This is a genomic window from Ensifer sp. D2-11, assembly GCF_054161295.1.
In genome coordinates this window covers 365,756-379,549 of record NZ_CP096433.1, presented here as the reverse complement: position 1 = coordinate 379,549, position 13,794 = coordinate 365,756, and the positions used below count along the sequence as shown (strand labels likewise).

General features: G+C 62.5%; 13 protein-coding genes. 9 read left to right on the top strand and 4 right to left on the bottom strand.

Translation table 11 applies throughout. The features are described from left to right. The first annotated feature begins 7 nt into the window (after window positions 1–7). Together M1D34_RS01755 and M1D34_RS01750 are read left to right on the top strand one after the other, a co-directional pair. Complete coding sequence (locus M1D34_RS01755; protein ID WP_498780378.1) at window positions 8–937, top strand: electron transfer flavoprotein subunit alpha/FixB family protein; 930 nt, start codon at window positions 8–10, stop codon at window positions 935–937. Window positions 938–1,080: 143 nt separating this feature from the next. Continuing rightward, window positions 1,081–1,953 (top strand): 3-hydroxybutyryl-CoA dehydrogenase, encoded by an 873-nt coding sequence (locus M1D34_RS01750; RefSeq protein WP_010970098.1) that lies wholly within the window; start codon window positions 1,081–1,083, stop codon window positions 1,951–1,953. Between the two features lie 37 nt (window positions 1,954–1,990). On the opposite strand, the gene tlpA is transcribed toward M1D34_RS01750, so the two are convergent. Continuing rightward, entirely contained in the window at window positions 1,991–2,665 is a 675-nt protein-coding gene (tlpA, locus tag M1D34_RS01745; protein ID WP_033048499.1) for a thiol:disulfide interchange protein TlpA, read from the bottom strand. A gap of 25 nt (window positions 2,666–2,690) precedes the next feature. Between tlpA and argH the strand changes: the two genes are divergently transcribed. From argH to M1D34_RS01725, 4 genes are all read left to right on the top strand, one after another. Further along, window positions 2,691–4,094 (top strand): argininosuccinate lyase, encoded by a 1,404-nt coding sequence (argH, locus tag M1D34_RS01740; protein WP_248448869.1) that lies wholly within the window; start codon window positions 2,691–2,693, stop codon window positions 4,092–4,094. Window positions 4,095–4,289: 195 nt separating this feature from the next. Next, window positions 4,290–4,490 (top strand): LPS translocon maturation chaperone LptM, encoded by a 201-nt coding sequence (gene lptM, locus M1D34_RS01735; protein WP_003527415.1) that lies wholly within the window; start codon window positions 4,290–4,292, stop codon window positions 4,488–4,490. Window positions 4,491–4,504: 14 nt separating this feature from the next. Beyond that, complete coding sequence (gene lysA / locus M1D34_RS01730; protein ID WP_003527416.1) at window positions 4,505–5,773, top strand: diaminopimelate decarboxylase; 1,269 nt, start codon at window positions 4,505–4,507, stop codon at window positions 5,771–5,773. 140 nt (window positions 5,774–5,913) lie between these two features. After that, window positions 5,914–8,571, top strand: coding sequence for a TIGR02302 family protein (locus tag M1D34_RS01725; protein ID WP_498780375.1), 2,658 nt, complete (start codon window positions 5,914–5,916; stop codon window positions 8,569–8,571). A gap of 246 nt (window positions 8,572–8,817) precedes the next feature. On the opposite strand, the gene M1D34_RS01720 is transcribed toward M1D34_RS01725, so the two are convergent. After that, window positions 8,818–9,177, bottom strand: a complete 360-nt coding sequence (locus M1D34_RS01720; protein ID WP_003527419.1) for a response regulator — start codon at window positions 9,175–9,177, stop codon at window positions 8,818–8,820. A 225-nt stretch (window positions 9,178–9,402) separates the two neighbouring features. Continuing rightward, window positions 9,403–9,948 carry a hypoxanthine phosphoribosyltransferase gene (hpt, locus tag M1D34_RS01715; protein WP_153313467.1) on the bottom strand — a complete coding sequence of 182 codons (546 nt, stop codon included), beginning with the start codon at window positions 9,946–9,948 and terminating at the stop codon, window positions 9,403–9,405. A 335-nt stretch (window positions 9,949–10,283) separates the two neighbouring features. Between hpt and M1D34_RS01710 the strand changes: the two genes are divergently transcribed. Then, complete coding sequence (locus M1D34_RS01710) at window positions 10,284–11,204, top strand: protein-L-isoaspartate O-methyltransferase family protein (RefSeq protein WP_498780372.1); 921 nt, start codon at window positions 10,284–10,286, stop codon at window positions 11,202–11,204. A 25-nt stretch (window positions 11,205–11,229) separates the two neighbouring features. Here M1D34_RS01710 and M1D34_RS01705 read toward each other — a convergent pair whose 3' ends face one another. Next, entirely contained in the window at window positions 11,230–11,670 is a 441-nt protein-coding gene (locus tag M1D34_RS01705; RefSeq protein WP_498780370.1) for a hypothetical protein, read from the bottom strand. A 364-nt stretch (window positions 11,671–12,034) separates the two neighbouring features. Between M1D34_RS01705 and ftsE the strand changes: the two genes are divergently transcribed. Next, a complete protein-coding gene (gene ftsE, locus M1D34_RS01700; RefSeq protein WP_010970104.1) occupies window positions 12,035–12,718 on the top strand; it encodes a cell division ATP-binding protein FtsE in 684 nt (227 codons plus the stop codon). Continuing rightward, window positions 12,711–13,727: a cell division protein FtsX gene (locus tag M1D34_RS01695; RefSeq protein WP_027989825.1), complete on the top strand. Its 1,017-nt coding sequence runs from the start codon at window positions 12,711–12,713 to the stop codon at window positions 13,725–13,727. The genes ftsE and M1D34_RS01695 overlap by 8 nt, the downstream gene beginning before the upstream one ends. Window positions 13,728–13,794 lie beyond the last annotated feature (67 nt).

Genomic DNA, 13,794 nt, shown 5'->3' with positions numbered 1-13,794 from the left:
TATCATCATGGCCATTCTGCTTCTGGCTGACCACGACAACAGCCACCTTTCCGACCAGACGGCGAAGGCACTGACGGCGGCAGCGAAGATCGGCGGCGACGTGCATGTGCTGGTTGCCGGTCAGAACGTCAAAGGCATCGCCGAACAAGCCTCCAAGCTCTCGGGCGTCGCCAAGGTGCTGGTCGCCGAGGACGCCTCGCTCGCCAACAATCTCGCCGAGCCGCTGGCGGCTCTGATCGTTTCGCTCGCCGGCAATTACGACACCGTTATTGCCGCCGCCACCTCGGTCGGCAAGAACGTCATGCCGCGGGTCGCAGCCCTTCTCGACGTCGCCCAGGTTTCGGAGATCATCGAGGTCGTCTCGTCCGACACGTACCGGCGGCCGATCTACGCCGGCAACGCCATCCAGACGGTGCAGACGAGCCAGCCGAAGAAGGTGATCACCGTGCGCACCGCCTCCTTTGCCGCCGCTCAAGAAGGCGGCTCGGCACCGGTCGAGACGGTTGCCGCCGCGGCGAATCCGGGCCTTTCCGCCCATGTTTCCGATGCCCTGTCGTCGTCCGACCGGCCGGAACTGACCTCGGCGAAGATCATCATCTCCGGCGGCCGGGCGCTCGGCTCCTCGGAGAAGTTCAAGGAAGTCATCCTGCCGGTTGCCGACAAGCTCGGCGCCGCCGTCGGCGCCTCCCGCGCCGCCGTCGATGCCGGCTATGCGCCGAACGACTGGCAGGTCGGCCAGACCGGCAAGGTGGTCGCCCCCGACCTCTACATCGCCTGCGGCATTTCCGGTGCGATCCAGCACCTCGCCGGCATGAAGGATTCGAAGGTGATCGTCGCCATCAACAAGGACGAGGAAGCGCCGATCTTCCAGGTCGCCGACTACGGCCTCGTCGCCGATCTCTTCGAAGTCCTGCCGGAACTCGAAAAGGCGCTTTGACGCACCGGCTACCGGCACGAAAAAGCTGGAAAAAGTGCCGGCATGGCATTAACAATCATACCGGGCCGGCCCTGCCGGTCCGGTATGATTGCATCTGCGGCAGCGTCATTGCCGCAACCTGTTGAACATGGGTGTTCGCTTCAATGATCAAGACGGTGGGAATTATCGGCGCAGGACAGATGGGCTGCGGCATTGCCCATGTTTCGGCAGCCGCCGGATATAAGGTTCAGCTCTACGATATCGCTGCGGACCGCATCGAGGCGGGACTTGCCACCATCAACGGCAATCTCGCCCGGCAGGTCTCCTCCGGCAAGATGAGCGACGAGGACCGCAAGCGGGCGCTTTCCCTGATCAAGGGCTCAGGCGACATCAACGACCTCGCGCAGGCCGATCTCGTCATCGAGGCGGTCACCGAAGACGAAACCGTCAAGCGCAAGATCTACGGGCAGGTCTGCCCGGTCATGAGGCCGGATGCTATCCTGGCGACCAACACATCGTCCCTGTCCATCACCCGGCTCGCCTCCGCGACCGATCGTCCCGAACGGTTCATGGGCATCCACTTCATGAACCCGGTCCCGGTGATGAAGCTGGTGGAGCTCGTACGCGGTATCGCTACGGAGGAAGAGACCTTCAAGGCGGCAAAGGAATTCGTCGCGCATCTCGACAAGACCGTCACCGTCGCCGAAGATTTTCCGGCCTTCATCGTCAACCGCATCCTGCTGCCGATGATCAACGAGGCGATCTACACGCTCTATGAAGGCGTCGGCACGGTCGATGCCATCGACACGGCGATGAAGCTCGGCGCCAATCATCCGATGGGCCCGTTGCAGCTCGCCGACTTCATCGGTCTCGACACCTGCCTGTCGATCATGCAGGTGCTGCATGACGGCCTGGCGGATTCAAAGTATCGCCCCTGTCCGCTGCTGGTAAAATATGTCGAGGCCGGTTGGCTCGGCCGCAAGTCCGGCCGCGGCTTCTACGACTACCGGGGCGAGGTGCCCGTACCGACGCGCTGACCTTTCAGGCAAGGCGGAAGGCTCCTGCGGCGATCCCTCAACTCCCCGCAGGCGGAGCCAACGCCGCCTCGATCAGGTTCTTCGCATCATCGCTGTCCCATACGGCCGGTCCGTTCATCGACCCCAGAAGGCAGCCCTTTTCGTCGAGGAGCAAGGTAGCGGGAAGGCCGAAGGCGAGCCCCTCCTTCTTGAGCGTGTTGAAAACCCCCATCGAGGCATCGCGGTAGTAGCCGAGTGCATGAACGCCGACCTCGTCGAGGAACGCCTTCGGCTTGTCGTCGGCGCCGGTATCGATGTTGATTGCGACCACCTCGAAACGGTCACCCCCGAGCGTCTGTTGCAGGGCGTTGAGCGCCGGCATCTCCTCCCGGCAAGGCACGCACCAGGTGGCCCAGAGGTTGACCAGAACGGTCTTGCCGGCAAAGGCGGCAAGCGTCAGCGGCTTGCCGTCGGGACCTGCGAAATCGAGGCCGCCGATCGGGCGCGCCTTGTCCGCCGGCGTCATCGCCGCCACCTGGCCGCGCATCAGCGGGGTGAGCGAAGCCACCTTTTGCCCAGCAAGCGGGCAGCTCGCATCGGCCGTCGGCGTGACGCCGCCATTGCCAGACCCCGTCTCCTTCACGTATACCGCAGCCGCACCGGCGATCACGCCCAGAAGGGCGGCGAGCGCGAACAATTTTAGGGCCGGAGGGCGTTTCTTCTGGTCTGGCATTTCATTCTCCAAGGCGGGCATCCTGATGGCTGACGGCAGTTCCGAGACGAAATCCTCCAACCAGATGTGGGGCGGTCGCTTCGCCTCGGGCCCGGACGCGATCATGGAGGAGATAAATGCCTCGATCGGCTTCGACAAGAAGCTCTATGCCCAGGACATCCGCGGCTCAATAGCGCATGCGACGATGCTGGCGCATCAAGGCATCATTTCCGCCGAAGACAAAGACAAGATCGTTCACGGCCTCGACACGATCCTGTCAGAGATCGACAGCGGCGCATTCGAATTCTCGCGGCGGCTGGAAGACATCCACATGAACATCGAGGCGCGGCTGGCGGCCCTGATCGGCCCGGCCGCAGGCCGCCTCCACACGGCGCGCTCGCGCAACGACCAGGTCGCGCTCGATTTCCGCCTGTGGGTCAAAGAGGAGCTGCAGAAGACCGAGAAGGCGCTGACCGGGCTCATCGCTGCCTTTCTCGACCGCGCCGAGGAGCATGCCGAAACGGTGATGCCCGGCTTCACCCATTTGCAAACGGCGCAGCCGGTCACCTTCGGGCATCACTGCATGGCCTATGTGGAAATGTTCGGCCGCGACCGCGCGCGCGTTCGCCACGCGATCGAGCACATGGACGAAAGCCCGATCGGCGCAGCCGCGCTTGCCGGCACCGGCTTCCCCATCGACCGGCACATGACCGCCAAGGCGCTCGGCTTCCGCGAGCCGACGCGCAATTCCATCGATACCGTCTCCGACCGCGACTTCGCGCTTGAATTCCTGTCGATCGCCGCGATCGCGGCGACCCATCTGTCGCGGCTCGCGGAAGAAATCGTCATCTGGTCGACGCCGCAATTCGGCTTCATCCGCCTGTCGGACGCCTTTTCGACCGGTTCGTCGATCATGCCGCAGAAGAAGAACCCGGATGCGGCCGAGCTCGTGCGCGCCAAGACCGGCCGGGTCAACGGCTCGCTGGTTGCACTTCTGACGGTGATGAAGGGTCTGCCCCTCGCCTATTCCAAGGACATGCAGGAAGACAAGGAACAGGTCTTCGATGCGGCCGAGAGCCTCGAACTCGCAATCGCGGCCATGACCGGCATGATCCGCGACGTGACGATACGCGCCGACCGGATGAAGGCCGCAGCAGGCTCCGGCTACTCGACAGCCACCGATCTCGCCGACTGGCTGGTGCGCGAGGCGGGCCTTCCGTTCCGCGACGCCCACCATGTGACCGGCCGCGTCGTCGCGCTTGCGGAACAGAAGGGATGCGACCTCGCCGACCTCCCGCTTGGCGAGCTGCAGGCGATCAATTCCGCGATAACGGACAAGGTCTACGGCGTCCTGACGGTCGAGGCCTCCGTGGCAAGCCGCACCAGTTTCGGCGGCACTGCGCCCTCCGAGGTCCGCAAGCAGATCGCCTGGTGGCGGGCGCGCAACTAGAGCGCTTCAGGAAAAGTGTGTAGCGGTTTTCCGTGGGAAAATGCGTCGGCTCCAAGGCTCCCTGCCCTTCGCAGAAACAGGGTGCACAAGGAGCTGAAAAATCGGTAAGACATCGCACCGGAGCGGTACAGGGAACAGGTTCCTGCCGCCCCCGCGCTCCCAAGATCAACCGGCTCTCAGCTTTGGCAAAGGGAAATGACGATGACATTCAGGAAGGCCGCCCGAATCGCGCTTCTTCTGGCAATCCCGGGGCTGGTTCTCGCCGGCTGCGGGCGTAAGGGCGACCTCGACCGGCCGGGAGCCAGCACACCGATCAACACGAAAACGCCCGCCGGTACTGTCGCGCCGAAGCAAACCGTCGACGACCGCCCATTCCTGCTTGACCCCCTCCTCTGAGCCGAGGAAAGACCGTGAACCATTTCCAATACCGCGACGGAATTCTTTACGCCGAAGACGTGCCCCTGACCGAGATCGCGCGCGCCGTCGGCACGCCGTTCTACTGTTATTCCACCGCCACGCTGGAGCGCCATTACAAGGTCTTTTCGCAAGCCTTTGCCGATGTGGACGCCATGGTCTGCTATGCGATGAAGGCCAATTCGAACCAGGCCGTGCTGAAAACCCTCGGCCGTCTCGGCGCAGGCCTGGACGTCGTGTCCGAGGGCGAACTGCGCCGCGCGCTTGCAGCGGGCATTCCGGCAAGCCGGATCATGTTCTCGGGCGTCGGCAAGACAGCGCGCGAGATGGATTTTGCTCTCGAGGCAGGCATCTATTGCTTCAATGTCGAATCCGAGCCGGAGTTGGAGGTCCTGAACCAGAGGGCCGTTCGCGCCGGCAGACGAGCGCCGGTTTCCTTCCGCATCAATCCCGACGTCGATGCCCGCACCCATGCGAAGATCTCGACCGGCAAGAAGGAAAACAAGTTCGGCATTTCCTGGGAGCGGGCACGTGGCGTCTACGCTCATGCCGCCGAGCTTCCCGGCATCGAAGTGACCGGGATCGACATGCATATCGGCAGCCAGATCACCGAGCTGCAGCCCTTCGACGATGCCTTCAAGCTGTTGCGCGAACTGGTCGATACGCTGCGATCCGACGGGCATGTCATCGAGCACGTCGATATCGGCGGCGGTCTCGGCATTCCCTACCGTGAAGACAACAATCCGCCGCCGTTGCCGGACGCCTATGCCGATATCGTCAAGAACCAGCTCAAGGGCCTCGACTGCAAGATCGTCACCGAACCGGGCCGGCTGATTGTCGGCAATGCCGGCATTCTCGTGACCGAAGTGGTCTATGTGAAGGACGGCGGCGACAAGACCTTCGTCATCGTCGATGGAGCGATGAACGATCTCATCCGACCGACGCTCTACGAGGCCTATCACGAGATACGGCCGGTGAAGATTTCCGCCGCAAGCGCGCCGCGCATCAAGGCCGATGTCGTCGGGCCGGTCTGCGAGACCGGCGACTATCTGGCGCTCGACCGGGAGATGGCGATGCCGAAGCCCGGCGATCTTTTCGCGATCGGCTCGGCCGGCGCCTACGGTGCCGTACAGGCGGGAACCTATAACAGCCGCCTGCTGGTGCCCGAGGTGCTCGTCAAGGGCGATCGTTTCCACGTGATCCGCCCGCGCCGGGACTACGACGAGCTGATCGGCCTCGACTCGGTGCCGGACTGGCTCGACTGAGCTCCAGCGACGCGTTCACGATCGGGGTTGCCGGCGGCGATCACGCATTGTTTTACGGGCCGCCCTCGTCTTCGCCACAAAGAATGTTATCCTGACCATCGACCGCCCGCGGTCGAAGGATCGAAAGGAAGTTTCGGCGGATGACGCAATTCCGGCAGGATGAAACGCCAAAACCGCAGTCGTTCGCCAGGATGCTGGCGGCGAAGCGATTCCTCGCCCGTTCTGTTCTTTTGGCCGAAGAGCTGCTGCCACGCATGCTCGTCCCGGCCTCGCTCGTTCTTCTGTTTCTCTCCGCCGGCTGGGTCGGCCTCTTTCGGGCCGCGCCGTTCTGGCTGCATGCCGCCCTTCTTCTTGTCTTCGTCGTAGGGCTATTCATCTCCCTGTTGCCGCTGACCCGCATTCGCTGGCCGGAAACGCCCGAGGCGGACCGAATGCTGGAAGAGCGCAACCGGCTGCCCCATCAGGCGATCCGCGTCCAGGACGATGCGCCCGCGACGGAAGGAGCGTTCGGCGCCGCACTCTGGCGCGAACATCAGGCGCGTATGGCGCGCATGGTCAGGGAACTCGATACGGGTCTGCCGCGCCCCGATATCGCACGGCATGACCCGTGGGCGCTGCGGGCCATCCCCGTCCTCCTTGCCTGCATCGCCTTCGCCTATTCCTATTCGAACCGCGCCGGACTGATTTCGGACGCCTTTCGCTTGCCCGAGCAGGAGGTAACGGCTGCCGACATCCGTATCGATGCATGGGTGACGCCGCCCGCCTATACCGGCCGCGCGCCGATCTTTCTCACGGGCCGTCAGGACGCGACGGACCCAACACAGGAGAAGGATCCGCAGGAGAAGGCTCAGATAACGATACCGCAGTTCAGCGATCTTACGGTGCGGATAACCGGGGCCGGGACGGAGGAAACGGTCAGCTACGCCGAGGCGGGCAACGAGCCGGTGGCAATCCCGCCGTCCGACGCCAAGGCGGAGGCGACATCCAGGCCGGGAACAGCCGAACCTGAAACGCCCCGGTCTGAAACGCCCCAGGCAACTCCGAATGCGGTCCGCAATCATGTTTACAAGATCGCCAAGGACGGAACGCTCTCCGTCGGCGGCCAGAGCTGGAGCTTCAAGATCACGCCCGACAGCGTGCCCGGCATCGCTTTCGACGGCGCACCGCGTCCAACCGTCAATGCAGCGCTCGATATCAGCTACCTGGCCCATGACGACTACGGCATCGCCCAGGCCTGGGCCGAAATCAAGCCCCTCGAGGAGCCCGCAAAGGATGCCCATCCGCTCTACGCCCCTCCCGAATATCGCCTCGATCTGCCGCGCCGCAATGCCCGTGAGGCAAAGGGTACGACGAGCCGCAATCTGAGTGAGCATCCGCTTGCCGGAAAGCGCGTGAGCATCACGCTCGTCGCTCGTGATGCAGCCGGCCAGGAGGGACGAAGCGTGCCGCAGGAGATCGTTCTGCCGGCGCGCCGGTTCTTCGAACCCCTCGCCGCTGCCGTCGCAGAACAGCGCCAGGTCTTCGCGCTCGACGCCAACCAATTGCCGCGCGCGATCGATCTCAATGATGCGCTGACGCTCTATGCCGAGGAGACGATCCCCAATGCCACCCACTTCCTGCTCTTGAAGTCGGCACGCACGCGCATGCAGCTCGCCCGAAATGACGACATGCTGCGCGATGCCGCCGACCACCTGTGGGAAATCGCTCTCGGCATCGAGGACGGTGACCTGTCGCTCGCTGACCGGCGGCTGCGCGACGCACAGCAGGCCCTGTCGGACGCGCTCGAACGCAATGCCTCGGACGAGGAAATCGCCCGGCTGATGGACGAGCTTCGCCAGGCGATGCAGGAATATATGCAGGCGCTCGCCGAGCAGGCCGCGAAGAACCCGGCTGTCGCCGCCAATCCCGAGATGAACAACGTTCTGCGCCAGCAGGACCTGCAGAAGATGATGGACCAGATCGAAAATCTGGCCCGTTCCGGCGCGCGCGATCAGGCGCGGCAGATGCTCTCCGAGCTGCAGAGGATGATGAACAATCTCCAGGCCGGACGCATGCAGCAGCAGATGGGCGAGCAGAACGACGCCATGCGGCAGCAGATGGACAAGCTCGGCGAGCTGATGCAGCAGCAGCAGCAACTGATGGACGAAACCTTCAAGCTGGACCAGGCACTGCGCGACCGGATGCAGCGCGGCGATCCGCTCGAAGGCGAGGACGAGGAACTCTTCGGCCAGGACATGCCCCAGGAGCCGGGGCAGCGGGGTGACCCCAATGGCCAACCCAACCCGATGGACGACATGACCGCCGAGCAATTGAAGGAGGCTCTTAAGCAATTGAGAGAGCAGCAGGAATCGCTCGGCAAGCAACTCGGCGACCTGCAGAAGGGGCTCGAGAATTTGGGGATCAAGCCCGGCAAGGGCTTCGGTCAGGCGCAGCGCGAGATGGAAGGTGCCGCCGGCGCTCTCGGGAAGGGCCAGGGCGAGCAGGCGGTCGGCAGCCAGGGCCGGGCCCTGCAGGCCCTGCGCGAGGGCGCGCAGGACATGATGAACCAGATGCAGGCCCAGGGTCAGGGGCAAGGTCCCGGACAAGGCATTCCGCAATATGGTCAGAACGGACGTGACCCGCTCGGACGCCGCCAGCAGAACGCCGGCCCCGATTTCGGCGATCAGGTGAAGGTGCCCGACGAGATCGACACGCAACGCGCCCGCCAGATTCTGGAAGAGATCCGTCGTAAGTTGGGTGACAGCCTGTCGCCCGAGCTGGAGCGGCAGTATCTCGAGCGGCTGCTCGACATGCGGTGATGGCAAGGGCGGATGGGCCCTTCGGCGCTTACGCGCGTTTCAGCCCCTCATCCGGCCTGCCGGCCACCTTCTCCCCGCACGCGGGGCGAAGGGACAAGCGGCGCCAACTGAACTCTGCATTCACCGCCCGTTCGAGGGAGCGAGCGGGCGCGGCATATCCCTTCTCCCCGCTTGCGGGGAGAAGGTGGCGGCAGCCGGATGAGGGGCCGCGCGGACACATCAACCGCGTCCCTCTCGACGGCGGCGTCAGGCGGCCAGCGCGAGCGCTACGGCCTTGCGGATGTCGGGCAGTGAAAATGGCTTCTCGATGACGTCGACGACCTTGCCGGAGAGGTCGTCGGCACGCTCGCGTTGTTCGGCGTAGCCGGTCATCAACAGGATCTTCAATGCCGGAAATGCGGCGGCCGCCTGATGCGCAAGCTCGATGCCGTCCATGACCGGCATCCGGATATCGGATAGCAAGAGGTCGAACGGCTGATCGCGAAGGCAGGCAAGCCCATCGGCTCCGTCCCCGGCTTCAACCGTTTCGTGCCCGTCGAGCCGCAAAGCGCGCGCGACGAACGAGCGCAAGCCATCTTCGTCCTCGGTGATCAGGATTTTCGCCATCATGGCCTCCCGTATTTTTTCTGCGGGGAGCGGCGCGGCGATTGGATGCCATGGACGCTCCGTTGGATCTCCGTATCGTCCGCCGCCTCATGCGACCGCGATACGTCATCCAAACAAACAGCTTTTCGTTTGATTCCGGTAAACACGATAGGAGGCATTTTAATCATTCGGCGGCGCCGAGACGGTGCCCGTGACAGACGCACAGCAGAAAAGGTACGAGCCAAGTTAGGTTGCGTCGCCCGTCACCACTCCGACGAACGGCAGTTCGCGGAACGCGTAGGCGACATCCATTCCGTAGCCGACCACGAAATGATCCGGGCACTCGAAGCCGACATAATCCGCTTCGAGGTCGACGCGGCGCTTCACCCGCTTGTCGAGCAGCACCGCGATCGTGACGTTTCGTGCGCCGCGCTCCAGAAGCAGCTCCTTGGCGAAGCGCAGGGTGCGGCCGGACTCCAGAATGTCGTCGATGAGGAGCACGTCGCGATCACGCACATCGCTGTCGATATCCTTGGTGATCTTTACGCCCTTGGATTCGGTCCCGGTTCCGTAGCTCGAAAGCGTGATGAACTCGACCTCCGGAGCAAGGCCCGCGGCATGCATGGCGCGGATCAGATCGGCCGCGAAGATGAAGGAGCCCTTCAGGATCGAGATGACCAGAAGATCCTTATGCGGCCCACGAACGATATCGGCGGCCATTTCCTGATTTCTCGCCGCAATGGCTTCGGCGCTGTAGAGGACTTCGATATTCTTGCCGCGGACGACGGGCATGCGGGTTTCTCCATTCGTAAGGAAGAACACCAGCCTTCCCTTGTTTAGCCGCGATTAGCACATTCAGCGATCGGAAGCACCGCCTTCGGCAAAGGAAACCGGCAAGTCCGGCATTTTTCCGCCCTTCGTCGGTAGCGGGTATGGCCCTATACGTCCTGCCGAAGTTTGATTTTTGTAAACTGCCTGCGAACTTGGCGCAAACTCACCGAGCTATGGGTTTCAAGGTAAAATTTAGTTAGAACTCGGTAAGTCAACCATGCATAGCACAACGCAGAGGTCCTAACGGAAATGTTCTGAAATTCGGCCGATGGACCCGTTTACGCTGTGAGGTCTGAATGAGTTTTTCAAAGGATGAACTGGCAGTCATTAGGCGCGCCTATGCCAAGCAAATCCTGGCAGCTGCGGGGCTTGCCGATGAAGACCTGGAACACGCATTTGCGGCGGAGCGCCGTGAGCACTACCTTGGACCTCCCCCTTGGTTTCTCGCAAGGTATGACGGCTACTACGAGATTCCTTCGTCGGATCCGGCCGTGCTGTATCAAGATTGTGTTCTTTCCATTCAACAGGAACGGAACGTCAATAACGGAAGTCCAGCTTTGCACGCTTGGGCGTTGCATTCCTTGCAAATAAATCGCGGAAACAGCGTCGCACATATTGGATGCGGCACTGGTTACTACACGTCTATCCTATCCAAATTGACAGGAGACAGCGGTCTTGTCACGGCTATCGAGTTTGATCCCGTATTGGCTGACAGCGCCGGAAGGAACTTGCGCGACAATGGCAACATAAGAGTGATCCAAGGAGATGGGTGTGTCTGGCCTCAAGTTCCCGTCGATCGAATTTACGTGAACTTCGCCAGTTCTCGCCCTGCGAAATCCTGGATCGAGAACCTTCGAGTTGGTGGCAAGTTAATATTTCCGCTGGGCGTACCTATAGAGCAATCGCAAAACAAAAGATCTAAGACGGCTAAAGGTATATTTCTGTTCGTGCAACGAGAACCTTCGGGTTACAAAGCCTCGTCGCTGGGCCCCACCTACTTTGTTTGGGGAGAGGGCTCTCATGATGAGACCGCTATCCATTACAATAGAAAGAAGTACCTAAAGCAGCTGCAAGATAGCATCGAAACGAAGAAAGCGGACAGAATCAGAAGTTTGCGTTTAGGCAAAGCAAAAACATCAGATGAGTGGTTTTCCGGTGACGATTGGGGGTTGTCCTACGAACCGCTTTCCAAATCTAGCAGTGCAGACTTCTATTGAAGTCAGTCGCCGCTATGAGCACACATCAGCGATCGGAAGCACCGTCTTCGGCAAAGGAAACCGTCAGGTCCGGCATTTTTCCGCCCTTCGTCGGCAGCGGGTGCATGTCGGCCCGCCCGTCGCCGCCGAGACCGGCGATCAGCAGGAAAACCGTGAGTCCGAGAAAGGCGGCCAGGCCGGCAAAGCGCCGGGGCGACATCGCATCGAGCCTGGTCCCGGCCGCGACCAGGATCCGCCGTGCTGCACTCCGCAATCCCGGGGCGGCCGCCGCGTTGGCCTTTTGCCGGGCGCCGGCCCGGCGGTTGTCGTTGAACACCGGATAGGGGCTGCGCCGTGCGGTCGGCGCAACCGTTTCGAATTCGACATCGATATAGTCGAGGCGCCTCGGCTGAGCGGCGCTCGAACGCGAGGCGCGCTCCGGTGGAATGAGGTCGATGCCCGCGGTCTTTGCGCGAAATGCCTGCATGGGCGCTCCCCGAACGTGGCGCCGAACGTCTTGCCTGCAGCGCCGTACGTCTTCGCTCGATGCACATGCCATCTGCATGGATGCAAGGCATTGCTCCGAATCCTGACGAGACGTAAACCGAAATGGTTAATGTTTTGGAAAGAAGGCCGCGAAAGCGGCGTCTTTTCATGGAACGTTAACCCTTGCTTAACCATAGCGGCACGCGCGGTTTTGCCTTGGCAGCAGTGCCGTCCTACTGCATGTTCCTGAATTCGGAGTCTGTGCAAGCAGACATGCGGTGCTTGAAGTGCTTCACCGGCCGTGGCGCATCTGATAGACGGGTGGAGCTTCGATAATCCGGCCTTCGGCGGATTTGGCGAGGGTCGTGACGAGAGACTGGGCTGTCCCATTGATTCACTTTGAAAACGTCGGATTGCGCTATGGCATGGGACCAGAGATTCTCCGGGACCTGACATTCGATATTCCGCGCCGTTCCTTCCAGTTCCTGACCGGTCCGTCGGGCGCCGGCAAGACGACGCTGCTCCGGCTCCTCTTCCTGTCGCTCAAGCCGACGCGCGGCCTCATCCGCATGTTCGACCGCAACATCTCCTCCATTCCCCGTGAGGAGTTTCCGATGCTGCGCCGCCGGGTCGGCATCGTCTTCCAGGACTTTCGGCTGCTCGACCACCTGACGACTTATGAAAACGTCGCCCTGCCCCTCAGGGTCCGCGGAAAGGAAGAGTCGAGCTATCGCTCCGACGTGCTCGAGCTCCTTAAATGGGTGGGCCTCGGCGAGCGCCTCAACGTGCTGCCGCCGGTGCTGTCCGGCGGAGAGAAGCAGCGCGCCGCGATCGCGCGGGCGCTGATCGACCGGCCGGAGATCCTGCTTGCCGACGAGCCGACCGGCAACGTCGATCCGCCGATGGCGCGGCGATTGCTCAATCTCTTCATGGAACTCAATCGGCTCGGGACCGCGGTGGTGATCGCCACGCACGACCTGTCCTTGATGGATCAGGTCGAGGCCCGGCGAATGATCCTGTCACAGGGACGGCTCGACATCTATGAATGAGAACCGCGTTTCCCGCCGCGAGCCAAACCCTCCGCCGCAACAGCAGCAGCGTCGCAGCGAGATGCGCGTGCGCCCGACGGGGCCGATCGTGCCTTCGGCCAACGTTTCCGGCCACGCGCTCATGTGCGTCATCGCCATCATGTCCTTTCTCGCCTGCCTGACCCTCGGCGGCGTCAGCATGGTACGGGCGACCGCACAGAGCTGGCAATCGCAGATCTCCCGCGAGATCACCATCCAGATCAAGCCGGACGACAACCTCGACATGGAGAGGGCGCTCGCCGATGCCCGTGACCTGGCGCTGACCTTCAACGGCACGACGGGCGGCACGATCATCGACCGCGCGGCGACGGCGCGCCTGCTCGAACCGTGGCTCGGTGGCGGACTCGACCTGAACGAACTGCCCGTGCCGCGGCTCGTCGTCGTCACGATCGACGAGAGCAATCCCCCCGATTTCGGCGCCATGCGAAAGGCGCTCACCGAAATCATCCCGCAGGCCTTCCTCGATGATCACCGCACCTGGGTCGATCGCCTGGTAGCGATGGCGAGTACGACCACGATGATCGGCACCGGCGTCCTGGTACTGGTCTTCTCCGCAATGGTGCTGACGGTGGTTTTCGCCACCCGCGGCGCGCTGTCCGGCAACCGCCACATCGTCGAGGTCCTTCATTTCGTCGGAGCGGAAGCGAGTTTCGTCGCCGCCGAATTCCAGAAGCACTTTCTCCGAATCAGTCTGAAGGGCGCCGGCGCCGGCGGCCTTCTCGCTGCGCTGTCCTTTGCACTGGCGAGCTTCTGGCAGTCGCAGACGCTTGCAACCCCTGAAACGGATCAGGCGACCGCTCTGTTCGGTACCTTCGCCATCGGCTACACCGGCTATCTCGGTATCTTCGGCATTATCGTCGTCATTGCCCTGCTGACGACCTTGACGGCGCGCCTTACCGTCATGCGGACGATCTACGAAATCGACCTTATCCGATCGGATCCGGGCCGGACCGACACCTTTCAGGGTTGAAATCGGCCGGAAGGCCATGAATTGCCCGCAATCGATCTATTCCCTGCCGCAATCTGCGGCTATGTGA